Here is a 25,995-nt window from a genome sequence, read left to right as displayed (position 1 = left end):
GATGAACGGCATGGCTGCGGTTTTCCCGAGGCGCCGCAGCCTACCGGAAGGGCCCGCTCCGCAGGGGCGCGACCGATATGCCAGGGAGAGGCCGATGGCATATACCAGGAGCACCACCGTATCGGGTATTGCGGAATCCCTTACGTGATGTCGCAGCCTGTGCAACAGTCGTAACCGGTCCCGTCCCTCAGACCAGCCGGCGCCGCGCCTGTATCGGAGTACGTCATGCCGTCCCCTCGATCTGCGGACCATCCCGCCGCCCAGCCCCCTGAACGGGGCAGGGTCGACGCGCTCATCTCGCAGACCCGGCGGCTGCGCGGAGGCGTCGACGCCGTCCGCCGCTCCACGGCGACCGTGGGCGTCGACCGCCTGGACGACCCGCGGCTGCGTTGGCGGCGAGCCCTGTGTGATCTCGCGGTGCACCAGCTCGACGACCTGGGCCGGCATCTCGGGCAGCTGCGCGAGGGGCTCCCGACGGAGCTGACCGAGGACGGGTCGGGCGCCGCACCGGACCGGGACGGAGCCAGCGATCTCACGGCGCCCACGACCGAGCCGGGCCGGCTCGCGGAGCAGGGCGCGCCGCTCGGCCGGGTCGGCAGCGCCGAGTGGAACTTCCTCACCGACGAGGTGGCCTGGTCCGAGGAGCTGTGCCGGATGTTCGGCCGCTCCCCCGAGGAGGGCGGGCTCACCCTCGACGAGCTCCCCGGCTCGCTGCACCCCGACGACCAGCCCCTCCTCACCGACCTGGTCACCGGCTGCCTGGTGGACGGCAAGCCCATCGACGGCGAGTTCCGGATCGTGCGCCCCGACGGGCTGGTGCGCATGGTGCACATGGTGGGCGAGCCCGTGCTCGACGCCGACGACAGCACCGCCTCCATGTGGGCCGTGCTGCGGGACGTCAGCGAACTGCGCCGGAGCCAGCGGGCGTTGCGCGAGACCCGTGACTCGCTGCAGCGCCAGCGGCACCTCGTGCGCACCGAGCACCGGCTTGCGGTCGAGCCGCGGGAGGCCGTGCTCCCGCCGTGGCGCGGCTCCCTGCGGTTCCCGCACGACGACGCCCCCGCGCTGGACCTCGCCGCCCACTACCTCCCGTCCGCCACCGGCGCCCTGATCAGCGGCGACTGGTATGACGCGCTGCACCTGCCCGACGGGCGGACCCTGCTCTCCGTCGGCGACCTCACCGGCCACGGCGCGGCCGAGACGACCGGCATGGCGATGCTGCTGGGGGCGCTGCGCGGGATGGCGATGGCCGGCGTCGAGCCGGGCGCCCTGATGGGCCACCTCAACCGGCTGCTGGACTCCTCCCAGACCGCCCTCGGCAGCGCCCTCTGCGGGGCCTACGAGGCGACGACGCGCACCTTCACCTGGGCTCAGGCGGGACGCCCCGCCCCGCTGCTCTTCCGCGGCGGGACGGGACGTGCCCTACGGCCACCGGAGGGCGTGCTGCTCAGTGCCGCCTCCGGTGCCGTCTACGCCCAGACCAGCGAGCAGCTGGAACCGGGCGACCTGCTGGTGCTGCGCACCGACGGGCTCACGCCCCGCGGTGCGGATCGGAACGCGGACGCGGGCGCCGAGCGGCTGCTGGAGCTCGCGCCACGGCTCACCGCGGCACGGAGTGCCCAGGAGTGCGTCCGCGCGGTGGCGGAGGCGTTCGGCGACGAGGAGCGCGAGGACGACGCATGCGTGTTGATCGCCAGGGTGACCTCATAGCCGTCACCACGCAGCGGTCACCTCGCAGCCGCCACCTCATGACCGCCCACCGCGGACCGTGGTGACACCGTGCCGTCGTGACCCCGTGCCGGGGACACGGTGGCCGGGGACATCGTGACCCCGCGAACCATCTCCCAAGCCGTCACCCGAGCCGTCACCCGAGCCGGGACCGATCCCCTCACCGCGACGGATCCCGCCACCATGGCTGACGCCCTGAGGTGCCGGACTCCTACGGCGTGGTGGATCAACGGCGTGGTTGACCCCGCGTCGACGTGGTCGATGTGGTCGATGTGAGAGACCCGTTACCCGACGTCCCGGCGCCAGCGCCGGGACGTGGGCTACACGGACGCGCTACCGCCCTTGTTGACCCCCTTGGACGGCATGGCCTGCGAGATCTCCTCACGCAGCTCCCTGATCCGCTCGTTGCCGGCGTACTGGCCGGTGAGTCGGTACATCTCCCGTAGCCGGTCCCACGTCCGGTGCGAGGAGTTGTCCCGGATCGAGAGGAGGGCCATCCGCGCGTAGGTGTCGGCCTGCTCCGGGTCGTCGTCGATGAAGCACGCCGAGGCGATGGAGATGTGGTCGAAGATGGTGGACCGCTGACGGCCCTTCTCCCGCATGTCCAGGGCCTCCTTGGCGTGCCGCTGGGCGATGACCGCGGAGCCGGGCTCGTGCTCCGCCAGGGTGCGGTAGACCAGCCCCTGCATGCCGTGCAGATCGGCCTCGTTGAACAGCTGCATCCAGCTCGGCGGGGGCACGTCGCCGCGGTCGGACACGAACAGCTCCTCCGCCTCGCCCAGGGTGCGACGCACCGCCTGGCCGTGGCCCATGGACGCCTGCGCCCACGCCTCGATGGTGCAGAACATGGCGCGGGTGCGCGGCAGTGTCTCCTCGCCCGCGCCGGACTTCGCCAGCTGCATCAGGTCCAGGGCCTCCTGGGGACGGCCCAGATGGACCATCTGCCGGGCGCAGCGGGACAGCGCCTCGCTGGCCCGCGGCCGGTCGCCGCCCTCGCGGGCCGCGTGCGCGGCGATGATGAAGTACTTCTGGGCGGTCGGCTCCAGGCCCACGTCGTGGGACATCCAGCCCGCCAGCACGGCGAGGTTGGCCGCCACCCCCCACAGCCTGCGCTGCAGGTGCTCGGGGTGGCGGTAGGAGAGCATGCCGCCCACCTCGTTGAGCTGGCCCACGACGGCCTTGCGCTGGAGTCCGCCGCCGCGCTGGGCGTCCCAGGCGCGGAAGATCTCGACGGAGTTCTCCAGCGCGACGACCTCGTCGGAGCCGACGGGCGCCGCCTCGTAGCGGTCGTAGCCGGCCTGGTCGAGGGAGAGGGGGTCGGTGGTCCGTGGGGCGTCGGTGGCGAGGTTGGGGTCGGTGCGCAGCCAGTCCTGCATGGCGTTGCTGATGGCGGATCCTGCGGCGAGCGCGGCGCCCGCGCCCACCAAGCCGCGTCGGTTGAACATAAGGTCCATTCCCGTGAATTCGGTGAGGACCGCGGCGATACGATCCGACGCGTAGGGCAGCCCGTCGCCGGACTTACCCCGCCCCACGCGCCCATGTCGCCCGAAGCCGAGATCCTCGATGGTCACGACACGACCGAGACGCTCGGTGAACAGGGCTGCCAAGACCTTCGGCACGGGGTCGCGCGGCGTCTCGCCGGTGTCGATCCAGCGCCGGACCCGAGAGGTGTCGGTCGCCAGCTGCGGATGGCCCATGGCCGCCGCCTTCCGGTTCACGAGCCTCGCGAGTTCACCCTTGGACCATCCGGCGAGGCCGAACAGGTCCGCAAGTCGGGTGTTGGGTTCCCTCGTCACGTCAAGCCCCCAGGTTCCTCGGCTGTCTTGACACTAACGGGGTCCCGGCAGCCACCGCGAGCATTCGCCAGGGTTCGCCAGGGTTCGCCAGATGGTGTGCCACCCGCCGGTGGGTGTGGTGTAGGAACGCGCCATCCCGGCCCGGCGGACGGACCGCATTCCCCAGGGTGCGGCCGCGCCCACCGGGGCCGGGACGGCGCAGGCGATTCGTCGGAACACGAAGGGATCTGTATTGCCCATGTACGCAGCATCGTCCTCCGTGTCCGCCCCATCCCGGCCGTACCGCCAGCACCCCGGCGGCGGGCCGTATCTCGACCCCACCCACGGCGGACGGGCGCGGCGGGCCCAGGGCCTCATCCCTCAACCGCTCAGCGGGAGACTCGACTTGTCCGGCCCTCAAGGCGCGCAACTGCGCACAGCGATCGCGGCCGTGCATCGGATCTGCCCCGAGTTCAACCCCGTTCAGGTGCTGCGACGCACCGGACGGTCCGTACTGTTGATCGGCACGACCGGACGGATCACCGCGGTCGCCAAGTGCCTGCTGGACCACTCGCCCGCCTGGGCGGTCAGGTTCCAGCAGGAAATAGCGACATACCGCACGTTCGTCCGGCACCGCCCGCCGGTGCGGGTGCCACGACTGATCGCTGCGGATCCGGACAACTGCACGCTGGTCATCGAGCGGATGCCGGGCCGGGTCGCGGCGCTCCAGCGGCATCCGGTGGAGACGCCACCGCGGACGGACGTCCGCGCGGCACTCGGCGCGATCCGCCGGGTCAACCTCTGGCGGCCGCCGGCCGGCCGCTTCGAGGCTCCGCTCGACTACGCCGCCCGGCTGGCCCGCTACCACGAACTGGGGCTGCTGACCGACCGGGACATGGGGGACCTGCAGAAGCTGCTGCACGGGCTGGCGCACGCGCCCGGGCGGCAGAGCCCCTGGGAGTTCTGTCACGGCGACGCCCTGTTAAACAACATCCTGCTCTCCCCCGCGGGAGCGGCACTGGTCGACTGGGACCACGCGGGCTGGTACCTCCCGGGGTACGACCTGGCGACCCTGTGGACGGTGCTCGGGGACGCTCCGGGGGCGCGGCGGGAGATCAGCAGCCTGGCGCAGGCCGGGGGCCCGGCGTCGCGGGACGCCTTCCTGGTCAACCTGATGCTGGTGTTGACCCGGGAGATCCGCACCTATGAGAGCGCGGTGCACCGCACGATGACCGACCCGGCCCCCGCGGCCGGCGTCGGGGCCGGCGAGGAGCAGCGGCTGTTGCTGCGCCGGCTGCACGACGACTGCGCGATGGCGCGCCGCGCCGTGCGGGCGGCGGTCGGCACCCGCTGAGCCTGCCCGGCCCGTCCGCTTCCCCAGGGGCGCGTCACCGGTTCGCGCCGGCCGAGGGCCGGGGCCGGACCACCGCTCCCGACGGGTTCACCGGTCTGGACCGGTGACGCGCCGCAGGCCCGAGGGCTCGCACCGGAAGGAACCCGGTGCGAGCCCTCGACGCGTTCTCACCGGGCGTACGCATGTCGTTGACGGAACGTTCGGCAGCGGCTACCTCTAAGGTCGTTCGGCCCCGCACGCCCCGCCCCCACGCTCGGCCTGTCCTGAAGGAGGCTGCATTGCGAGGATCCGTTCCGGCCCGAACATCCACCTCGGGCGGCCGTCGCCGTGGCTCCCGGCCGCGCGCCATGGGGGCCGTCGCCTCCGTCGCGCTGCTGACGGGCCTGATCTCCGCGCCGTCCGCCACTCCGGCCGCGTCCGCCACCCCCCGCGCCACCCCCGACACGCTCCAGGAGGCGTTCGCCGCGGCCGCGGAGGAGTACCGCGTCCCGCAGAGCGTGCTGCTGGGCGTGGCGTATCTGGAGTCCCGCTGGGACGGCCACCGGGGGGCGCCCAGCGTCACCGGCGGATACGGCCCGATGCACCTCACGGACGCGCGCACCGCCCTCGCCGACACCCCGCACCACAGCCATGGCACCGAGGACCCGCGCGGGGACGCGGCCCGCCCGGCGAGACCGCCCGCGGCCGACGTGCCGCCGCCCGGGGAACTCCCGCCCCGGCTGCGCACCCTGGACCGCGCGGCGCGGCTGACCGGGCTGCCCGCCGAGGCGCTGCGCCGGGACGAGACGGCCAATGTGCGCGGCGGCGCGGCGCTGCTCGCCGACACCCAGCGCGAGTTGGGGCTGCCGCTGAGCCGGGACCCGGCCGACTGGTACGGGGCGGTGGCGGGCTACTCCGGCGCCGACGACGCCGCCACCGCGGCGGTCTTCGCGGACGACGTGTTCGCGGTGATCCGCGCGGGCGAGCGGCGCACCACCGAGGCGGGCGAGCGGATGGTGCTGGAGGCCGTGCCCGCGGTGGACCCGCGGCGGGATCAGCTGTCCGCGCTCGACCTGCGGGTGCCGCGCCGGGACCCGCACACCGAGTGTCCGCTCAGCGTGGCGTGCGAGTGGATCCCGGCGCCGTACCAGGAGTTCGGCGACGGCGACTACGGCAACCACGACAAGGGCGACCGCCCGGTCTCCCAGCAGGTGGACTACATCATCGTCCATGACACCGAGGGCTCCTGGGACACCGCCATCCGCCTGGTCCAGGACCCCACCTACGTGTCCTGGCACTACACGCTGCGCTCGGCGGATGGGCATGTGGCCCAGCACGTGCCGACCAGGGACGTCCCCTGGCACGCGGGCAACTGGTATGTGAACGCCAAGTCGGTGGGGCTGGAGCACGAGGGCTTCCTGGCCGCGCCGGACGCCTGGTACACGGAGGCGATGTACCGCTCGTCGGCCCGGCTGGTGCGCTATCTGGCCCGGAAGTACGACATCCCGCTGGACCGTCAGCACATCCTGGGCCACGACAACGTCCCCGGCACGCTGGCCACGACCATCCGCGGCATGCACACCGACCCCGGCCCCTACTGGGACTGGCAGCACTACTTCACCCTGCTGGGCACCCCGTTCCAGCGCACCGCGGGCCGCTGGGGCGGGCTGGTCACCATCCGTCCCGACTACGCGAGTCACCAGCCGGTCTACACGGGGTGCCAGAAGCCGGGGGTGCCGTGCACGGCGCACGGGTCGGGGGCGGTGCGGCTGCACACCGCGCCCAGCGCGGACGCCCCGCTGGTGAAGGACGTCGGACTGCGCCCCGACGGTGGCGCCTCGACGACCGGGGTCAACGACACCGGCGCCCGCGCCTCCACCGGGCAGCGGTACGCGGTCGCGGACCGCTCGGGCGAGTGGACGGCGGTGTGGTACCTGGGGCAGAAGGCGTGGTTCCACAACCCGCCGCGGCGGCCGACGGCGGTGGACGCCCGCGGGCTGGTGGTGACGCCCACGGAGGGCCGGGCCGAGGTGCCCGTCTACGGGCGGGCCTACCCGGAGCCGGCCGCCTATCCGAAGGGGGTGCCCGTGCAGCCGGTCTCGCCGCTGCCGTACAAGCTGCTGGCGGGCCAGTCCTACGCGTTGGGGCTGCGCACCCAGGGTGAGTACCTCTGGGCGACCACCTTCGACCCGGCCGGGCACGCGGTGGTCCGCGGCCAGGAGACGTACTACCAGATCCAGTTCGGGCACCGGGTGGCGTTCGTCAAGGCGGCCGATGTGGACGTGCGCCGCTCGGACCGCTAGCGCTCCTCCCCGGGCCGGGTCCGCGCGCTCGGCGGACCCGGGCCGGGGTCCGGTCGGGCTCAGCCCTGCTGGAACATCTCCGCGGGCAGCGGCTTGAGCAGCCGGTAGAGGTCGTCGGTGATCGGCCGGTCCCAGCTGGCGATGGTGACGAGCACGCCGTCGCTGCGGTCGAACTGGGCGCAGGAGATGCGGCTCTCGGAGAGCTTGACGCGGCGCACGATGAGCAGGTTGTCCTCGTGCATCACCGGGGTGTCCTCGACGTCCAGCACCTGGACCGGTTCGTCGTTGCCGAGCGCCGCCAGCAGCTGGGTGACCTCGAACGGCACCTGTCCCTCGGCCAGCTCGCGGACCGGCGAGCCCTCCGGCAGATTGCCGATGATCATCGCGGGGCCGCGCCCGCCGAACAGGTCGTAGCGCAGGAACACGCCCTGGCAGCTGCCGTCCGGGGCGGGCAGCAGGCCGGCGCCCAGATCGCCGGGCCAGTCGCCCGGGTCCATGGCCAGGACGTCGAAGTCCGGGCCGGTGGGTGTGGCGGCGCTGCGGCGGCGGAGGAACGACATGCGGACCATGGTACGTGGCCGAGGCCGCCCTCCGCGCCCGAGGGAGGCCGGGATGACGCCCCCGTGACGACCGGGGCGCGCGGTGCGGCCGGCCCGGCGACGGACGGCCGCGCGCCGGCCGGTACTCGCGGGGCTCCGGGACGTCGGAGCCTCCTCCGGAGGCGGGTGGGCCGGCCGGGCCGCCCGGGTGCGCGGGCGCCGGGCGAGGCCCGCCGGGACTCCCGGAGGGCGGCCGGCTCTCTCGCACGCGCGCGGCCGCTGTGCGCGGCGGAGACCGAGGGCTTCTCCCGTCTGCTCGGACCCCATGTGCGGGGGCAGCCTCCCGCCGTCCCGCCGGGCCGGGCGGCGGGACCCGTCGCCGTGGCGCCCCGAGGCGACCGAGCGGCCCTGGTGACGTCCGCGCCACGGTCGATGCGGGGCTGCGGAGGATGTGCGACCGCCACCGCGCGGGCGCGGCCGGCCACGACGGGCCGTGGGCGTTCGGCGGCCCGTCGCGGCACGTCCCGCGGGGCGCTCAGCGCCCTCCGGGTGCGTCGTCGGGCGGTTGGGGGCCGGTGCCGATGGCCCTGGCGAGGCCGGGGCGGTCGGTGCCGACCTTGCGGAAGACGGTGGACAGCAGCCGGGCGACCTCGCGCTCGGCCAGGCCGAGCTCGTCCGCGATCCGGGCGTCGGTGCAGCCCGCGGCGGCCCGCTCGGCGACGGCCTGCTCCTGCCGGGTCAGGGTGCCGGTGGCGTCGACCCGCAGCCGCAGCGAGCGCAGCCCGATCGCCGAGAGCTCGTCGCGGGCCCGCGCGGCGAGGGTGTCGGCGCCGCACTGGAGGGCGCCGCGCAGCCCGCGGTGCAGCCGGTCGCCGGCCTCCTGGGGCAGGCCGATGCGGCGGAGCGCGGCGCCGTGGTCGACGAGGGCGTGTGCCAGGTCGTAGGCGGCGGGCGACCGCTCCAGATGGCTGACGGCCTCGGCGAGGAGCGTGATCCGCTCGCTCCCGGTGGCCACGGAGGCGGCGGCGTGCAGCGCCTGTCCGGTCGCGGAGGGCGTGCCGAACTGGCGGGCCCGGCGGACGGCGTCGGCCGCGGTCTCCACGGCCCCGGCCGGGTCGGTGAGCGCCAGGGCGCGGGCGAGCTGCGGCTGCCAGGGGCAGAAGGCGGGGTTGCGCCAGCCTCGCGCGTCGAGACGGCGGCCGGCCGCGGTGAGCTGCTGCCGGGCCTCCCGGTGCAGTCCGGTGGCGAGCAGCAGTTCGCCGTGGGCGGCCTGGACGTCGGGGTACACGACGGCCTTGGGCACGCTCCGCCCGTAGTCGTACTCGAGGGCCACCCGTTGGGCGTCCTCGGTGCGTCCCTGGCCGATGAGGGTGAGCACCAGGGTCCCGACGGCGGCCCACTCGGCGGGCGTGGAGGCTCCGACGCGCGCGGAGATCCGCAGACCCTCGCGGACCAGCTCCTCGGCCTCGCCCAGGCGGCCGCGCCGGTAGCGGACGTAGCCGAGCAGGGTGAGTCCGAAGGACAGGTGGGAGCCGCGCCAGCCCTTGCGCTCGCACTCGGCGATGCCCTGGTGGAACAGCTCCTCGGCGCGGCCGGGCTGGTCGCAGTACATGAAGGTGAGGGCGACGAGGACGGGCACCTCGAAGCCCCAGTTGTCGTCGGTCCAGTCGAGTCCGTCGCCGAGGGCGGCCTCCGCGTACCGCAGTGCGGAGTCGGCGCTCTCGCCGCGCACGACCGCGTCCCAGGCGCGGAGTCCCAGCAGGTACCGCTCGGCCAGGCCGCGGCCGCTGAGGTGTTCGACCAGTCGGGCGAGCCGCCGGGAGCGGGCCGGGGAGTCCGCCTCGTCGGCCCGGAAGGCGTTCCACATGAACTGTTCGGCCTGCATGCGCAGTCGGGTGCGGGCGCTGGTGGCGGCCCGGGCCTCGTCGGCGACGATGCGCGCGGCCTCCTCCATGTGGCCGCTGTGCCCGTACGCCTGCGCGAGGCGGACGGTGATGGCCTCGCGCAGGGCGGGGTCGAGGACCGGCTCCTCCAGCGCGGCCTTCAGGTAGTTGACGGTGATGGCCGGCTCGGTGAGCAGCGCCGAGCAGCCCAGTTCGAAGAGGACGGCGGCGCGATCCTCCATGGCCGGCGGTTCGCGCAGGGCGCGGGCGAGGCAGCGGCGGGCCGCGTCCGGGGCGCCGGCCCGGAGGTACTCGCGGGCCGCCTCGCGCAGCTGCTGGACGACCCACGGATCGGCCTCGGGGTGCATCTCCAGCACGTGCCGTCCGGCGGCCGCGGCACCCAGTCCCGCGCCGATGGCGGCCGTGGCGGCCTGACCGTGCATCGCGACGCGCAGGCTGCCGGGGATGGCGCGGTAGACCGCGGTGGCGACCAGGGGATGGAAGAACTCCAGCCGCTCTTCGAAGGGCTTGCCGGTTCCGGGCGCGGCGGGCGCGAGGATGCGCGCGTCGCGCAGCCGGGCGACGAGGTCCGGGGTGTCCCCGCCGCTGATCGCGGCGACGGCGGTGGCCAGGGTCGGCGTGGCCTCCGCGCCGAGGACGGCGACGGCCCAGGCCAGGCGTACCGCGGAGGTGCCGAGCCGCTCCAGCCGCTCGATGAGGCCGCTGTCCTTGGCCATGGAGACCATCTGGCGCAGCTCCGCGGCGCTCGCCGAGCCGGGCTTCAGCTCGCGGTCGTAGACCTTGGCGGCGAGCTCGACGACTTCGAAGGGGTTGCCGCCGGTGACCGCCCAGCACTCGCGGCAGAACGCCTCGTCGGCCTCGTCGCCGATGGCGTCGCGGACGATGCGGCCGACGGCGCCGGGCGTCAGCGGGGCGAGCAGGTGGGGTCGGGAGCCCTGGCGTTCGGCGAGCCTGCGGAAGGCGGCGGCGTCGGCGGAGAGGTCCTCCGGGCGGTAGCCGACGACCAGCAGCATGGGCAGGTCCTCGGCGCGGGGTGCGAAGCCGGTGAGCCAGTCCAGGGACTCGGTGTCGGCCCAGTGGGCGTCGTCGAGGATCATCACGACCGGGGCGCGCTGCACCGCGAAGCGGGTCACGAGCCAGTCCAGGCCGTCGCGCACGCCCTGCGGGTCCGGCGCGCCACCGTCCTTGGGCACCACCAGCCCCACGGCGGGGGCGACGATGTCGTACCAGCTGCCGAGGATGGCGCGGTGCTGCTCCTCGGTGGCGGCGGCGAGCACGGGCTGGACGAGCTGGCGCACGACGTGGAAGGCCAGCCCCTGCTCCTGCTCTCCGCCGCGGGCGGTCAGCACCGTGCAGCCGCGTGCGACGGCGCTGCGGCGGACCTCGGCGAGCAGCGCGGTCTTGCCGACGCCGGCCGGTCCGGCGAAGGCGATCACTCCGCCCGCGCGCCGTCCCGAGGCGTCGTCGGAGGCGCCGCACAGACTGGTCAACGCGCGTTCCATCGCGTCGATCTCCGCTTCGCGCTCCACTAAGCTCCGGCCCGGCCGGATCCTGTTCCCCATGCCCTCGGTCACCTCTCAGCCCCTTCCACAGGTAACGCTGAGCGTAGTGGCACTGGACTCTCCGTAGCAGCCGAAGGGGGAACTTCGCCAGGCATGGGCCAATGGCACGCGCCACTTCGACATTCGCCCTATCGGCCACTTCACTGATCACGGAGGATTGCTGAAACGAGTCCGGAGGGGGCGTCAGCTCGCCGGTCTCGTACGGCAGATGGTGCGGGTGGGGACGGTGGAACATGACGGAAACCAGTACGGTGCGGCCTCGCGCCCGGCGGCGAACGCTCGCCGAGCGCGCCGCGCTCTTCGACATACCGGTCTCCACGGCGGTCAGCCCCGATGCCGAGGCCGCCAGGCGGCACACGATCCGGTGGCTGCGGCGGTACGGGGTGTTCGACAAGGCCGCGGCGGCGGAGTACGACGCGCTGCGCCTGGACCGGCTGTCGGCGCTGTTCTACCCGCGGGCCAGGGGTGCCGCGCTGGATCTGGCCAACGACCTCAACGGCTGGTTCTTCGTCTTCGACGACCAGTTCGACGGCGAGCTGGGGTGCTGCCCGGACGCCGTCTCCCGGCTGGTGGACAGCGTGGTGCGGGTGACCGGGGAGCCGCCCGGCCGGGGCCTTGACGGCGGCGCCAACCCGCTCGTGGACAGCTTCCGCGACCTGTGGCGGCGCATCAACTCCGGGATGTCGCAGGGGTGGCGGGACCGCTTCCGGAGCCACTGGCTCGGCTACCTACTCGCCCACAAGCGGGAGGCGCGGGACCGCCGCGCCCAGTCGCCGCGCTCCCTGCGCTCGCTGCTGGCCGTCAAGCGGCACTCCGTGGGCGTCCAGCCCTGTCTCGATCTGCATGAACGGTTCGCCGGCTACACGCTGCCGTCCGCGCTGCACACCGGCTGGCCGCTCGCCGAGATGCGGGAGGCCACCGACGACGTGGTGATCTTCATCAACGACATCGTCTCACTGGACAAGGAGTTGGCCGCCGGGGACGTGCACAACAGCGTGATCCTGCTGCACGAGCGGGACGGCGGTCCCCTGGAGGAGTCCGTGCGGCGGGTGGCCGATCTCGCCAACGCCCGCTACCACCGCTTCCAGCACCTGTCCGAGCGGCTCCCGGCCACGCTGGCGGCGTCCGGCGCCTCGACGCGACTGCTGCGCCACACCGCCGCCTACACGGACGGGATGCGGCAGCTGATGAGCGGCAGCCTGGCCTGGTCGCTGGAGACCTCGCGGTACGACGAGCGGGGTGTCGCGGCCGTCGGCGGCGGACGACAGCGTCCCTGGAGCGACCTGACGGGACATCAGGCGACGCACCGTCCCTAGGCGGTCTCGTCTGGATCAGCAGCACAGCCGTCGGCCACGCACAGCCGTCGGCCACGGACGCGGAGACGGCCCGGCGCCATCCCGAAGGGGCGGCGCCGGGCCGTCTCGCACCTGTGCGTCCGCGGGGCGGGAAGGCTCAGGTGAGGTCGAACTCGCCGTCACGGGCGCCGAGCACGAAGGCGCGCCACTCGGCGGGGGTGAAGATCAGCGCCGGGCCCTCCGGCTCGCGTCGGTCGCGCATGGCGATATAGCCCTCGACGAAGGCGATCTGGACGTCGCCGACCCCCTGGCTGCTGGACCGCCACTCGGCTTCCCTGAGGTCGAGTTGGGGCTTCTGCTCGCTGTTCAGCCGGTCTTCCGTGGTGGTGTCGGCCACGTCCGTGCTCCTCCCGGTCGTTCGTCCGGCGCCCACCCTAGCGAGGGCGGGCGGTGGGGCACAGGCCACGGAAGAGGGACATGGGAGAGGGACGGAAGGCGCGGTTGTCGTCCCGCGCGGGTCAGGTGGCGGGTGGTTCGGCCCCGACCAGCCACATCGCGAAGAACTGGGAGCCGCCGCCGTACGCGTGCCCGAGCGCTCGCCGCGCGCCCTCGATCTGGTGTTCCCCCGCCTGGCCGCGCACCTGGAGCGCCGCCTCCGCGAAGCGGAGCATCCCCGAGGCGCCGATGGGGTTGCTGGACAGCACCCCGCCGGAGGGGTTGACGGGGAGGTCGCCGTCGAGCGCGGTGGCACCGGACTCGACCAGCTTCCAGCCCGCACCCTCCGCCGCGAAACCCAGGTTCTCCAGCCACATCGGCTCGTACCAGCTGAACGGCACGTAGAGCTCCGCCACGTCGATCTCGCGGCGCGGGTCGGTGACGCCCGCCTGCCGGTAGACGTCGGCCGCGCAGTCCCGCCCGGCGCGCGGCGAGACGAAGTCCTTGCCCGCGAACAGGGTGGGCTCGCTGCGCATCGCGCCGCCGTGCAGCCAGGCGGGCGGGTGCGGCGCGCGGGCCGCGCCCGCGCGGTCGGTGAGCACCATGGCGCAGGCGCCGTCGGACGACGGGCAGGTCTCGGAGTAGCGGATCGGGTCCCACAGCATCGGCGAGGACCGCACCCGCTCCAGGGTGAGGCCGTCCTCGTGCAGGTGCGCGTACGGGTTCCTCAGGGCGTTGCGGCGGTCCTTGTAGGCGACGAGCGCACCGATGCCCGGGGGCGCCCCGGTGCGCCGGATGTAGGCCCGTACGTGGGGGGCGAAGAAGCCTCCGGCGCCGGCGAGCAGGGGCTGTTGGAAGGGGACGGGCAGCGACAGCGCCCACATCGCGTTGGACTCGGACTGCTTCTCGAAGGCCGCGGTCAGCACGGTGCGGTGGACACGGGCGGCGACCAGGTCGGCCGCCACCAGCGCGGTGGAACCGCCGACCGAGCCGGCGGTGTGCACCCGGAGCATCGGCTTGCCGACCGCGCCGAGGGCGTCGGCGAGGTAGAGCTCGGGCATCATCACGCCCTCGAAGAAGTCGGGGGCCTTGCCGATGACGACGGCGTCGACGTCGGCCCAGGCGAGCTGGGCGTCCTCCAGCGCCCGCGCGGCCGCCTCGCGGACCAGCCCGGCCAGGGAGACGTCGCGGCGCGCGGCGGCGTGCCTGGTCTGTCCGATCCCGACGACGGCCACCGGTTCCTCAGACATCCGGCTCCCCTTCCAGGACCGCCACCAGGTTCTGTTGCAGACAGGGGCCGGAGGTCGCGTGGGCCAACGCCCGACGGGAACGGCCGCGATGGATGCGCGCGGCCGCCTCCCCCAGCCGGATCAGGCCCGCCGCCATCGGCGGATCGGCCGCCGCCGGGCCCGACGGGTTGACCGCGACGGCACCGTCCAGCCGCAGCGCGCGGCGCAGGATCGGCTCCTGCGCCGGATGGGGCGCGTGCAGCTCGGCGGTGTCGACGGGCGGCGCGTCGAAGACCCCCGCCCGCGCGGCCGCCAGCCGGGTGGACGGGGAGTCGGCGAGGTCCCGTACGCCGAGACCGTGTGGCTCGATGCGGTGGTCGATGCCGCGGATCCAGGCGGGCCGCGCGCACAGCCGGCGCGCGGTGTCCTCGACGGCGAGCACCACGGCGGCGGCGCCGTCGACGGGCCCCGGGCCGCGGGGGCCGCTCCCGCCCGCGGGGACGGGCGCCACAGGGGCGCCGGAGTCGAGCAGCGCGCGTTCCTGGAGCGCGGCGAGGGAGGCCGGGTCGGGCCAGAGCGGGGCGAGGTGGTAGGGGTCGAGCTGGCGGGTGAGGACCGCGTCCAGGTCCCCGGCGGAGGGCTTGCCCCAGGCGTAGACCAGGGCCGTGTCGGCGCGGCCGGTGCGGATCTTGACCCACGCCTCGTACAGCGCCCAGGCCCCGTCCGTCTCCACATGGGACTCGGCGATCGGCGGCCAGGCGCCGACCCCGTCCAGCGCCAGTGTGAAGGAGAAGGCCCGGCCGGCGAGGTAGTCGCTCGACCCGGAGCAGGTGAAGCCGATCTCGCCGGCCCTGAGCCCGGTGCGCTCCAGGACCTCGCGCAACACCGGCAGCAGCAGCTCCACCTCGGTCAGCCCGGCCGTGGGGCGGGCCGGGTCGCTCCGCGCGAAGGCCACGACCGCCACCCGCCGGGTCACAGCAGCTCCCGGTAGGTGTCGTAGGGGGCGTCGGGCTCGCCGGTGGGCCGGTAGTGGTCCGGGTGGCGGCCGTCGCCGATCCACACCGGCTCCACCCGCAGCCCCATCCGGACCCGGTCGTACGGGATGCCGGCGACACGCCCGTGCAGGGCCAGGTCCGCCCCGTCGAGGGCGATGTGCGCGTACACGTACGGCACCTCGATGGCGAGCCCTCGGGCCTTGATGTTGACGACGCAGAAGGTGGTGACCGTGCCGCGCGGGCCCACCTCCACCGGCTCGTCGGTGGCCACTCCGCAGGTGGGGCAGGCGCCGCGCGGGGGGACGTAGACCTTCCGGCAGGCCGGGCAGCGCTCGCCCACCGTCCGGCGGTCGGCCAGCGCGGCGAGATGGCGGCCGTGCGCGCGGCCCGGCGTGTAGGTGTAGTCGAGGCGGGCCGGGGCGGCGAGGCTGGTGACGGGGTCGGCGAACACCCCGTCGTGCGGACGGGCCCGGGGCACGGTGCCCGTGGGGTCCGTCGCGTCCGCCGGCTCCGTCGCATCCGTTCGGTCCGCCGCGCCTTCCCCGGCCTCCTCCCCGTCGTACGTCTCGAAGCAGGCGATGTCCGTGATCGCGCCGGTGCGCTCGGCGGCCCAGCGGACGCGGACCCGCAGCCCGGTGCGCACGGCGGCGACGCCGGGCACGTCGAGGGCGTGCAGCAACGCGCTGTCCGCGCCGTCGAGGCGCACCAGCACCCAGGCGAAGGGGGTGCCGAGCGGCTGGCCCCGGCGCGGGGTGGGGTTCCAGGCCCAGCAGGTGACGGTGCCGGTGGTGCCGACCTCGACCAGTTCGTGGAGGTCCACGGCGGTGTCCGGGTCGTACTCCAGCGGCGGCACCAGCACCCGCCCGTCGGGCCTGCGGACGCCCAGGACGACGCGCTCGCGCAGCCCCGTGAGGAAGGCGCCCTGCACCGGGCCCAGGGAGCGGGTGAAGGGGAACTCCACGGTCAGGGGGGCGCTGAGGAGCTCGGACACGGTCCCTCCTTGGGGCATCGTCCTGGCGTCGTCAGGCGCGCCGGTAGACGGGCGGACGCTTCTCGGCGAAGGCCCGGGCGCCTTCCTTCGCGTCGTCGGTGGCGAAGACCGGCCGACCGCGTTCCAGTTCGAACCGCAGGCCCTCGGTCTCGGTCAGCTCCGCGGTCTCGTAGACGGAGTCCTTGACCGCCTCGACGGCGAGCGGGCCGTTGGCGTTGACCAGTTCGGCGAGGCCCAGGGCCATCTCCAGGGCGGTGCCGTCGGGGACGACGCGGCCGATGAGCCCGATCCGCTCGGCCTCGGCGGCGGTGTAGGGCCGTCCGGTCAGCAGCATCTCCAGGGCGTGCGTGCGCGGGATCTGACGGGGCAGCCGGACCGTGGAGCCGCCGATGGGGAACAGCCCGCGGCGGACCTCGTAGAGCCCGAAGGTGGCGCCTCGACCGGCCACCCGGATGTCGGTGCCCTGGAGGAGCTCGGTGCCGCCGGCGACGCAGGGCCCCTCGACGGCGGCGATCACCGGCTTGCGCGGGCGGTGGTGCCGCAGCAGCGCCTTCCAGTGCAGGTCGGGGTCGGCGCGCAGGCGCTCCCGGTAGGGGTCGGCGGCGGCCGAGCCGCCGCCCGCGAGCGCCTTGAGGTCCATACCGGAGCAGAACGCCCCGCCGGCGCCGGTGAGCACCACCGACCGTACGGAGTCGTCGGCGTCGGCGGCGAGCCAGCCGTCGTAGAGCCCGACCAGCATCGGCAGCGAGAGCGCGTTCCTGGCCTCGGGGCGGTCGAGGGTGAGCACCAGGGTGGCGCCGACGCGCCGCACGGTCAGGTGTTCGGTGGGTGCCATCGCCGCCTCCGTCCCTCGGACCAGAACAGGGTGCAGGAGGCGTGGGGGGAGTTCAAGAGTCTTCTGACGGTCAGTCAGATTTCTTGGCCGACGGCCTTCCCAGCCGCACGCCCCGGCGCTCTAATGGCCGCGAGCCCCTGCCCGCCCGCCATCACACCCGGGACCGCCCGGCCAGGAGGGAGCGGACCGTGGAGTACAACCTCGCCGACCTGTTCGAGTCCGTCGTGGACACGGTGCCGGACCGGGAGGCCCTGGTCTACGCCGACCACCCGGGCACCGGAGCCGAGCGTCGACTGAGCTACGCGGCGCTGGACGCGGCCGCCGCCCGGCTCGCCCACCACCTCCAAGGCTCCGGCATCGGCCCCGGCGACCACGTCGGACTGCACCTGTACAACGGCGTGGAGTACCTCCAGACCCTGTGGGCCTGCCTCAAGCTCCGCGCGGTGCCGGTGAACGTCAACTACCGCTATGTGGCCGACGAACTGGCCTACCTCTACCGGGACGCGGAGCTGGTCGCCCTCGTCTACGACGCAGAGTTCAGCGCCCGGGTCGCCGCCGCAGCGCCGCGCACCGACACCCTGCGCCACCTCGTCCGGGTCGGCGTCCCCGACCCCTCCGCCCCGGAGCCGGATCCGGCCCCGGTCCCGTTCGCCGAGGCGGAGGCGTCCGGCGCGGCCGAGCGCGACTTCGCGCCGCGCTCCGCCGACGACCGCTTCATCATCTACACCGGCGGCACCACCGGGCTGCCCAAGGGCGTGCTGTGGCGCCAGGAGGACCTCTTCTTCGCCGCGCTCGGCGGCGGCGCCCCCACCGGGGAGCCGGTGAAGCGGCCCGAGGAGCTGGCCGAGCGGGTGGCGGCGGGCGGCGCGGGGCTGGTCTTCTTCCCCACTCCCCCGCTGATGCACGGCACCTCCACCCTCACCGCGCTGATCGCCTTCAACGCCGGCCAGAAGGTGGTGCTGCACCGCGGGTTCGCGCCCGAGGAGGTGCTGCGCACCATCGGGCGGGAACGGGTCACCAGCGTCTCGCTGGTCGGCGACGCGATGCTGCGGCCGCTGACGGACGCCCTTCGCGGGCCGTGTCAGGGCGTCGACTGCTCCTCGCTGCTCGCCGTCAGCAGCTCCGGCGCGGTGCTGTCGGACACCGTCCGCGCGCAGTTCGGCGCCCTGCTGCCGCACGTGCCGCTGCTCAACAACTTCGGCTCCTCGGAGTCCGGCTTCAACGGCACCGCCACCGAGGACTCCGGCCCGCTGCGGGGCTTCCGACTGCGGGTCAACGCGCACACGACGGTGGTCGACCCGGTGACACGGCGGGCGGCGGCGGTGGGCGAGCCCGGGCGCATCGCGCTGCGCGGCCATGTGCCGCTGGGCTACTACAACGACCCGCGGAAGACCGCCGAGACCTTCTTCACCACCCCGGACGGCGAGCGCTGGGTGCTGCTCGGCGACATGGCCACCATCGACGCGGACGGCGTCGTCACGGTCCTGGGGCGAGGCTCGCAGTGCATCAACACCGGCGGCGAGAAGGTCTACCCGGAGGAGGTGGAGCAGGCCCTCAAGGCGCACCCCGACGTCTACGACGCGCTGGTCGCCGGCGTCCCCGACGAGCGCTGGGGCAGCCGGGTGGCGGCGGTGGTGCAGCCCCGCGCGGGCGCCGATCCGCTGACCGCCGAGGCCCTGCGCGCCCACTGCCGGGCCCGGCTGGCCGGGTACAAGATCCCGCGCACCGTGGTCTTCACCGACCACGTGCAGCGCTCCCCCAGCGGCAAGGCCGACTACCGCTGGGCCCGCGAGGTCGCCTCCGGCGCGGCCGAACCGTGACGGGCACGACCGCGCCGGGCGGCCACCCATACCGACCCGCGAGCCGTATGGCCCCGGCCCGGCCGCCGTCCGGGCGGGGGCCGAGGCGGATCGGTCCACGGGCCGGGCTCCGTGCGGGCCGGCCCGGCCGACGGCGGGGCCGCGGGTACGCCCCCTGGTCACGGCGGCGGCCGGCCACCGTGCGGGCCTGTGGGGCGCGCCGCCGCCGACGGTCGTCGCGACGGGGAGGGCGGCGGCGCCGTCACCGCCGCGACGACGCCCGGCGCCGTCACACCGGCCGTTCGCGCCCCGACCCGTACGGCTCGCGCAGCCGCCGCTTGTAGAGCTTGCCGTTGGGGTCGCGCGGCATGTGCGCCACGAACTCCACGGTCCTGGGCCGTTTGTAGCGGGCCAGCGTCCGTGCGCCGTGCGTGAGGATCGCCTCGGCCAGTTCGGGGCCCGGGGCGTGGCCGGGAGCGGGCTCGACCACCGCCTTGACCTGTTCGCCCCAGTCCTCGTCGGGGACGCCGAAGACCGCGACGTCCGCGACGGCGGGGTGGGTGAGCAGCGCGGCCTCGATCTCGGCGGGGTAGATGTTGACACCCCCCGAGATGATCATGTCGATCTTGCGGTCGCGGAGGTAGAGGTAGCCGTCGGCGTCGAGGTAGCCGAGGTCGCCCACGGTGAAGAAGTCGCCGATGCGGTTGCTCCGGGTCTTCTCCGCGTCCCTGTGGTACGCGAACCCGGCGGTCCTCATCCGCAGGTAGACGGTGCCGACCTCGCCGGGCGGCAGCCGGTCGCCGGCGTCGTCGAAGACGGCGAGCTCGCTGATGGGCCACGCCCGGCCCACCGTGCCCGGCCGCTTCAGCCACTCCTCGGCCGTGGCGATCGTCCCGCCGCCCTCGCTGGCCGCGTAGTACTCGGTCACACACGTCCCCCACCAGTCGATCATCGCCCGCTTGACGTGCTGGGGGCAGGGGGCCGCGCCGTGCACGGCGTGCCGCATGGACGAGACGTCGTAGCGCCGCCGCACCTCCTCGGGGAGGGCCAGCAGGCGGTGGAACTGGGTGGGGACCATATGGGTGTGGGTGCAGCGGTGGGCCTCGATCAGGCGCAGCATCTCCTCCGGCGCCCAACCGTCCAGCAGCACGAGGGGATGCCCCAGATGCAGCGACGCGCCCGCGAACTGGAGCACGGCCGTGTGGTAGAGCGGTGAACAGACCAGGTGCACATGGTCGTCGAACGGCCCGATGCCGAAGAAGCGGAGGAAGCCGCCCAGGTCGCTCTCCTCCGGGGGCCGCCCGGTGAGCGGGCGGCGGATCCCGCGCGGCCGTCCGGTGGTGCCGGAGGTGTAGTTCATGATCCACCCCAGCTCGCGGTCGGCGGGCGGGGCCTCCGGCTGTCCGGCCGAGAGCGCCTCGTACGGGCGGTAGCCGGCGGCCCGGCCGACCGCGTAGCGGTGCCCGGCGGGCAGTCCGGCCGCGTCGGCCGCCTCCCGCGCCACCTCCGCGAACCGCTCGTGCGCGATCAGCGCCTTGGCGCCCGAGTCCGCCACGATCCAGCCGACCTCGGGGCCGGTCAGGTGGTGGTTGACCGGCACCATGTAGAAGCCCGCCTGGGCGCCGGCGAGCGCGCAGGCGATGAGCTCGGGCCCGTTGGGCAGCACGACGGCGAACGCGTCCCCGGGCCCCAGCCCGGCGGCGCGCAACCCGCCGACCAGTCGGTTGCACGCCGCGTGCAGCCGCCCGGCCGTCCACTCCTCGCCCCCTGGGGCGATCAGGGCCGTGCGCGAGGGATCGGCGGCGGCCAGCGCCCAGAAGCCGACCGGGTCCCCGGAGTCCCCCGGGGACCCGAAGGGGGACGGGGCGGCGGGACCCTGAGCGGTCCGGGACGTGGGGCCGCCGGCCGTGCGGGGGCGGGGTTCGCGGTCGGGCACCGTGGTCAGCTCCTTCCCTCGCCCCGGGCCGCGATGCGGTCGAGGCGCTCGATGGCGTGGGCGAAGCCGCGGGTCAGCTCGTCGAAGACGGCTCGCACGCTGCGACGTTCGGTCATCTGGCCGACGATCTGACCCACGGGGGTGCCGAGCAGGGGCTCGACCTCGTACCGCTGGATACGGGAGAGTGCCTCGGCGACCAGCAGCCCCTGGAGGGGCATGGGCAGCGGGTCGGGGCCGTCGGCGGCCTCCCAGGCGTCGGTCCAGGCGGTCCGCAGTTGACGGGCCGGCTTGCCGGTGAGCGCCCGGGAGCGGACGGTGTCGCCGGAGCCGGCGGCGAGGAGCTTCCGGGTGAGCGCGGGTGAGCGCAGTTCGGCCTCCTCGGTGGTCAGCCAGAGGGAGCCCAGCCAGACGCCCTGGGCGCCCAGCGCGAGCCCGGCGGCGATCTGCGCGCCGCTGCCGATGCCGCCGGCGGCGAGGACCGGCAGCGGGTCGACCGCCCGGACGACCTCGGGGGTGAGGACCATGGTGGCGATCTCGCCGGTGTGGCCGCCGGCCTCGTAGCCCTGGGCGACGACGATGTCGATGCCCGCGTCCCGGTGCCGGCGGGCGTGCCGGGCGCTGCCGGCGAGCGCGGCGACCTGGACGCCGTGTTCGCGGGCGCGACGCACGACGTCGGGCGGCGGCGAGCCGAGGGCGTTGGCCAGCAGGGTGATGGGGTAGTCGAAGGCGACGTCCAGCTGCGCGCGGGCGACCTGTTCCAACCAGCCGGTGACGCGCCAGCCGGAGGGGTCGTCGGGGGCGAGTTCGGGCACCCCGTGCCGGGCGAGGGTGTCCCGGACGAAGCGGCGGTGCCGCTGCGGGATCATCGCCTCCACATCGGCCTCGGTGACCCCGTCCGCGATCCTCGCGGGCATGACGACGTCGAGGCCGTAGGGCTTGTCGTCGGTGTGCGCCTGCATCCACTCCAGATCGCGGGCGAGGTCCTCGGGGGCGCGGTAGCGGACCGCGCCGAGCACCCCCAGCCCACCGGCCCGGGTGATCGCGGCGGCCACGGCGGGGAACGGGGTGAAGCCGAAGATGGCGTGCTCGATGCCCAGCCGGGCGCTCAGCTCCGTCTCCATGGGCGGCAGGATGCCGTAGGGAACCGCACGACGGAAGAGCGAATCTGACAGCTCATCAGATTCTTTGTTCCGGGCGCGGCGCCTCGGAGGCCCGGCCCGCCTCCAGCACCGCCATCGCCGCGTTGTGCCCGGGGACGCCGCTGACTCCGCCGCCGCGCACCGCGCCCGCGCCGCACAGCAGCACGTTGGCGTGGCTCGTGGCCACGCCCCAGCGGCCGGCACCCTCCTGGGCGTAGGGGAAGGCCAGTTCGCGGTGGAAGATGTTGCCGCCCGGCAACCGCAGCTCGCGCTCCAGGTCGAGCGGGGACTTCACCTCGATGCAGGGCCTGCCCTCGGCGTCCAGCGCCAGACAGTCCGCCAGCGGCTCGGCGAGATGGGCGTCGAGCTGGGCGAGGGCCGAGGTCAGCAGCGCGGCGCGGGTCGCGTCGTGGTCGGCGGTGAAGAGCCGGGCGGGGCTGTGCAGGCCGAACAGGGTCAGCGTCTGGTAGCCGGCTCGGGCCAGCTCCGGGGCGAGGATCGTGGGGTCGGTGAGCGAGTGGCAGTAGATCTCCGAGGGCGGCGCGGCGGGCGGCTCCCCGGCCGCCGCCTGACGGTAGGCCGCCTCCAACTGCCGGTACCCCTCGGCGATGTGGAAGGTGCCGGCGAACGCCTCGCGCGGATCGGTCCCGGTGTCGCGCAGCCGCGGCAGCCGGCGCAGCAGCATGTTCACCTTCAGCTGCGCGCCCTCGGGCGGGTCCGCGGGCGGCGCGCCGGAGCCGGCCCCCGCGACGGCCCCCGCCACGGCCGCCCGGGGCGGCTCGCCGAGCAGGTCGGCGAGCACCGTCGGGGACGCGCCCACCAGGACGTGCCGCGCGGCCACCACGCCCTCCCCGTCGGCCTCCCGGTACGTCACCTCCGCCACCGTGCCGTCCGTCGCGACGGCCGTCACCTCGCGGCCGGTCTCGAGACGCGCGCCGGCGGCTCGGGCGGCGTCGGCCAGCGCGTCGGTGAACGCGCCCATCCCGCCCACCGGCACGTTCCAGTCTCCGGTGCCGCCGCCGATCACGTGGTAGAGGAAGCAGCGGTTCTGCCGCAGCGAGGGGTCGTGGGCGTGGGTGAAGGTGCCGATGAGCGCGTCCGTGAGCACCACTCCCCGGACCAGGTCGTCGGCGAACGCCGCCTCGATCGCCTCACCGAGCGGCCGCTCGAACAGCGCCTCCCAGGCCGCGTCGTCGGCCACCCGGGCCCGCAGCTCCGCGCGGCAGGGCAGCGGCTCGGTGAGCGTGGGGAAGACGCGTTCGGCGACCCGGCGCGTCATCGCGTGGAACTCCCGCCACGCCGCGTACTCCCGGTCCGAGCCGGTCAGCCGCGCGAACGCCTCGCGCGTCCGCCGCTCGCCGCCGCCCACCAGCAGTCCGGTGGGGCGGCCGGCCCGGACGGCGGGCGTGTACGAGGAGATGGACCGCCCGCGCACCTCGAAGCGCAGCCCGAGGTCTCGTACCACCTTCCCGGGCAGCAGGCTGACGAGGTACGCGTAGCGGGACAGCCGCGCGTCCAGCCCGGGGAACGGGCGACTGGACACGGCCGCGCCCCCGATGTGGTCCAGACGCTCCAGCACCAGCACGGCGCGGCCGGCCCGCGCCAGATAGGCGGCGGCGACCAGGCCGTTGTGACCTCCGCCGACGATGACGACGTCGTACGCGCGCACTCCACGTGGGGCCATGCCCCCTGCGTAACACGGCGGGGGTGGCCGGGGCCAGGGGGCCCGTGTCCCGTACGCCGCCGCGCGGAACCGCCCGGCCCGGGGGCGCCGGGTCCGGGGGCGCCGGGTCCGGGGGCGCCGGGTCCGGAGCGTCAGCGCCCGGTGCGCCGGGACCGGGGCGTCAGCGCCCGGTGTGCCGGGACCGGGGCGCGTCTAGCCCAGGTGGGGCGCGCCGCGTCGCTGCCGCAGGGCGGCCGTCTGACGGTAGAGCTCCACGGCCTCGTCACGGCGGCCCAACTGCTCCAGGCAGTGGGCCTCGTCGTTACGGCTGGCGATGGTGTCCGGGTGGTCGGCGCCGAGGACCCGCTCGCGGGCGCGGGCGACATGGCGGTAGACGGCGAGGGCGTCCGTCCAGCGGCCGAGCCAGCCCAGGCCCACGGCGATCTCGCGACGGCTGACGAGGGTGTCGGGGTGGCCGGGGCCCAGTGTCCTCTCCCGGACGGCGCAGACGTCGCGGGCCTCGGCGAGCGCCTCCTCCCAGCGGCCGAGGCGGCCGAGGTTGACGCCGAGCCCGTGCCGGGCGCGGAGCGTCTCGGGGTCCGTGGGTCCCTGGGCTCGGGTGCGGTCGTCGACGAGGTCCCGATAGACGACGAGCGCTTCGGCGCTGTGGCCGAGCCGGCCCAGGCTGATGCCCACCTCGTAGCGGGCGGCCAGGGTGTCGGGGTGGTCCGGGCCGAGCACCTGCGCACGGGCGGCGGCCACCTCCCGGTAGGTCCGCAGCGCCTCCTGCCAACGACCCAGCTGGCCCAGCGCGTAGGCCACCTCGTAGCGGGTGACGAGGGTGTCGGGGTGGTCCGGGCCGAGCACCCGGGCCCGGGCGGCGGCCACCTCGTACGCCATCCGGTAGGAGTCCTCCAGACGGCCCAGCCGGCCGAGGTTGAAGGCCAGGTTGTGGCGGCAGCGCAGGGTGTCGGGGTGGTCGGCGCCCATGGTGCGCACGCGGGCGGTGAGCACCGCGGTGTAGATCTGGTGGGCGACGAAGTGGCGACCGAGCTGGCCGAGGACGAACGCCGTCTCCTGACGGGCGGCCAGGGTGTCGGGGTGGTCCGGGCCCAGCGCCCGCTCCCGGCCCTCGGCGACCTTCCCGTACTCCCGGAGCGCGTCGCCGGGGCGGCCGAGCCGGCCGAGGGTGAAGGCCACCTCGTAGCGGCTGGCGAGGGTGTCCGGGTGGTCCGGGCCCAGCGCGTGCTCCCGTTCGGCGGCCACCGCGCGGTGCACCTCCCCCGCCTCCTCCCAGCGGCCCCGCCGGGCCAGGGCGAGCCCGGTGTCGTGCCGCTCGGCGAGTCGGGCCAGCAGCTCGGGGGCGGGGGTGGGCCGCTCGGGGGCGACCGGCGGCTGGAGCAGCGGGCCGGGGGCGAAGTTGCCGGTCCAGGTGCCGGTGAGCCCCTCCACCGAGGACGGGTCGGGGGCGGCCGGCGGCGGAGCGCACGCGGCGCTCGCCTTGGAGCCGGTGGTCATGTCGCGGGCCCAGCCGGGCAGCCGCGCCTGTCGCGGCGACGGCGCCGGGTCGGCGAGCCGGCCGGGGTCGGTCAGGGTGGGGTGGAGCCCGGGCAGCGTCCTGGCCCGCACCGCGGCGATCCGCTGGACGAGCCCGGCGGCGTCGCCGGGCCGGTGGTCGGGGTCCTTGGCCAGCAGGTCGAGCACGATGCGCTCGAAGGCGGCGGGCAGGTCGGGGCGCTGCCGCCGGGGCGGCACGGGCGCGGAGTCGCGGTGGCCGACCAGCACCGCCCAGGCGTCGTCCATGTCGAACGGCGGGGCTCCGGTGGCCAGTTCGTACAGCACGCAGCCCAGCGAGTAGAGGTCGCTGCGGTGGTCGACGGCGGTGCCGGCGATCTGCTCCGGCGACATGTAGTGCGGGGTGCCCATGGCGATGCCGGTGCCGGTGAGACGGGCGGTGAAGCCGATGTCGTGTCCGAGCCTGGCGATGCCGAAGTCGCAGATCTTCACGGCCCCGTCGGCGAGCCGCATCACGTTGGCGGGCTTGAGGTCGCGGTGCACGATGCCCTGCGCATGGGTGTAGGCGAGGGCGCCGGCGACCTGGTCGGCGATGTCGACGACGTCGGCGACGGGCAGCGGGTGGTGCTTGTTGTCCTCCAGCAGCTGGCTGAGGTTGCGCCCGTCCAGCAGTTCCATGACGAGGTAGAGCACCCCGTCGTCCTCGCCGAAGTCGTGCACGACGGTCACGCCCCGGTGCTGGAGCGCGGCCGCCACCTGCGCCTCGCGGCGGAACCGCTCCCGCAGCACCCGGATGAAGGACGGATCGTGCTGGGGGCCGATCGGCTTGAGGCACTTGACGGCGACGCGGCGGCCGAGCGACTCGTCGCGGGCGCGCCACACCTCTCCCATCCCCCCGCGCCCGATGAGGTCGAGCAGCCGGTACCGGCTCTGGATCAGCCTGGTGTCCGCCATACTCCCCCTGCCTTCGACGGAAGGTGCCCCTCCCGCCGCCGCCCCCGCAGCCCGCCGTGTCCCCG

General features: G+C 74.9%; 17 protein-coding genes. 5 read left to right on the top strand and 12 right to left on the bottom strand.

Annotated elements, in window-relative coordinates; genetic code table 11:
• Positions 1–225 precede the first annotated feature (225 nt).
• Positions 226–1,710 (top strand): PP2C family protein-serine/threonine phosphatase, encoded by a 1,485-nt coding sequence (locus CD790_RS09925; RefSeq protein WP_144382658.1) that lies wholly within the window; start codon positions 226–228, stop codon positions 1,708–1,710.
• 338 nt (positions 1,711–2,048) lie between these two features.
• Here CD790_RS09925 and CD790_RS09920 read toward each other — a convergent pair whose 3' ends face one another.
• Positions 2,049–3,524 carry a hypothetical protein gene (locus CD790_RS09920; RefSeq protein WP_144382657.1) on the bottom strand — a complete coding sequence of 492 codons (1,476 nt, stop codon included), beginning with the start codon at positions 3,522–3,524 and terminating at the stop codon, positions 2,049–2,051.
• Positions 3,525–3,762: 238 nt separating this feature from the next.
• Here CD790_RS09920 and CD790_RS09915 point away from each other — a divergent pair, with 238 nt between their 5' ends.
• Together CD790_RS09915 and CD790_RS09910 are read left to right on the top strand one after the other, a co-directional pair.
• Positions 3,763–4,857, top strand: a complete 1,095-nt coding sequence (locus tag CD790_RS09915) for an aminoglycoside phosphotransferase family protein (RefSeq protein ID WP_144382656.1) — start codon at positions 3,763–3,765, stop codon at positions 4,855–4,857.
• Between the two features lie 278 nt (positions 4,858–5,135).
• Positions 5,136–7,139, top strand: coding sequence for an N-acetylmuramoyl-L-alanine amidase (locus CD790_RS09910; RefSeq protein ID WP_399217217.1), 2,004 nt, complete (start codon positions 5,136–5,138; stop codon positions 7,137–7,139).
• Between the two features lie 59 nt (positions 7,140–7,198).
• Here CD790_RS09910 and CD790_RS09905 read toward each other — a convergent pair whose 3' ends face one another.
• Together CD790_RS09905 and CD790_RS09900 are read right to left on the bottom strand one after the other, a co-directional pair.
• Positions 7,199–7,699 (bottom strand): hypothetical protein, encoded by a 501-nt coding sequence (locus CD790_RS09905; protein WP_144382655.1) that lies wholly within the window; start codon positions 7,697–7,699, stop codon positions 7,199–7,201.
• 514 nt (positions 7,700–8,213) lie between these two features.
• The gene (locus tag CD790_RS09900) at positions 8,214–11,084 is read right to left on the bottom strand and encodes an AAA family ATPase (RefSeq protein ID WP_260867448.1); all 2,871 of its coding nucleotides are present in this window, start codon (positions 11,082–11,084) and stop codon (positions 8,214–8,216) included.
• Between the two features lie 293 nt (positions 11,085–11,377).
• Here CD790_RS09900 and CD790_RS09895 point away from each other — a divergent pair, with 293 nt between their 5' ends.
• Entirely contained in the window at positions 11,378–12,460 is a 1,083-nt protein-coding gene (locus CD790_RS09895; protein ID WP_144382654.1) for an isoafricanol synthase, read from the top strand.
• 136 nt (positions 12,461–12,596) lie between these two features.
• On the opposite strand, the gene CD790_RS09890 is transcribed toward CD790_RS09895, so the two are convergent.
• From CD790_RS09890 to CD790_RS09870, 5 genes are all read right to left on the bottom strand, one after another.
• Complete coding sequence (locus tag CD790_RS09890) at positions 12,597–12,836, bottom strand: DUF397 domain-containing protein (RefSeq protein ID WP_144382653.1); 240 nt, start codon at positions 12,834–12,836, stop codon at positions 12,597–12,599.
• 121 nt (positions 12,837–12,957) lie between these two features.
• On the bottom strand, positions 12,958–14,124 hold the full coding sequence (locus CD790_RS09885) for a thiolase domain-containing protein (RefSeq protein ID WP_144382652.1): 1,167 nt from the start codon (positions 14,122–14,124) through the stop codon (positions 12,958–12,960).
• Positions 14,117–15,079 (bottom strand): lipid-transfer protein, encoded by a 963-nt coding sequence (locus CD790_RS09880; RefSeq protein WP_144382651.1) that lies wholly within the window; start codon positions 15,077–15,079, stop codon positions 14,117–14,119. Before CD790_RS09880 ends, CD790_RS09885 begins: the two co-directional genes overlap by 8 nt.
• Positions 15,076–16,107, bottom strand: a complete 1,032-nt coding sequence (locus tag CD790_RS09875; protein ID WP_144382650.1) for a Zn-ribbon domain-containing OB-fold protein — start codon at positions 16,105–16,107, stop codon at positions 15,076–15,078. Before CD790_RS09875 ends, CD790_RS09880 begins: the two co-directional genes overlap by 4 nt.
• A gap of 13 nt (positions 16,108–16,120) precedes the next feature.
• On the bottom strand, positions 16,121–16,924 hold the full coding sequence (locus CD790_RS09870; RefSeq protein WP_144382649.1) for a crotonase/enoyl-CoA hydratase family protein: 804 nt from the start codon (positions 16,922–16,924) through the stop codon (positions 16,121–16,123).
• 188 nt (positions 16,925–17,112) lie between these two features.
• On the opposite strand from CD790_RS09870, the gene CD790_RS09865 reads away from it, so the two are divergent.
• Positions 17,113–18,744 (top strand): acyl-CoA synthetase, encoded by a 1,632-nt coding sequence (locus CD790_RS09865; protein WP_144382648.1) that lies wholly within the window; start codon positions 17,113–17,115, stop codon positions 18,742–18,744.
• Between the two features lie 268 nt (positions 18,745–19,012).
• Here the strand turns inward: CD790_RS09865 and CD790_RS09860 are convergent, their stop codons facing one another.
• The 4 genes from CD790_RS09860 to CD790_RS09845 form a co-directional block, all read right to left on the bottom strand.
• Entirely contained in the window at positions 19,013–20,533 is a 1,521-nt protein-coding gene (locus tag CD790_RS09860; RefSeq protein WP_260867481.1) for an acyl-CoA synthetase, read from the bottom strand.
• Positions 20,534–20,664: 131 nt separating this feature from the next.
• Entirely contained in the window at positions 20,665–21,780 is a 1,116-nt protein-coding gene (locus tag CD790_RS09855; protein ID WP_144382646.1) for a nitronate monooxygenase, read from the bottom strand.
• Between the two features lie 55 nt (positions 21,781–21,835).
• A complete protein-coding gene (locus CD790_RS09850) occupies positions 21,836–23,482 on the bottom strand; it encodes an NAD(P)/FAD-dependent oxidoreductase (protein ID WP_144382645.1) in 1,647 nt (548 codons plus the stop codon).
• A 192-nt stretch (positions 23,483–23,674) separates the two neighbouring features.
• Positions 23,675–25,930, bottom strand: coding sequence for a serine/threonine-protein kinase (locus tag CD790_RS09845; protein ID WP_144382644.1), 2,256 nt, complete (start codon positions 25,928–25,930; stop codon positions 23,675–23,677).
• Positions 25,931–25,995: the final 65 nt, after the last annotated feature.

The organism is Streptomyces sp. SAJ15, assembly GCF_007595705.1.
Classification (GTDB): Bacteria; Actinomycetota; Actinomycetes; order Streptomycetales; family Streptomycetaceae; genus Streptomyces.
This window is presented reverse-complemented; position numbering and strand designations above follow the sequence as displayed.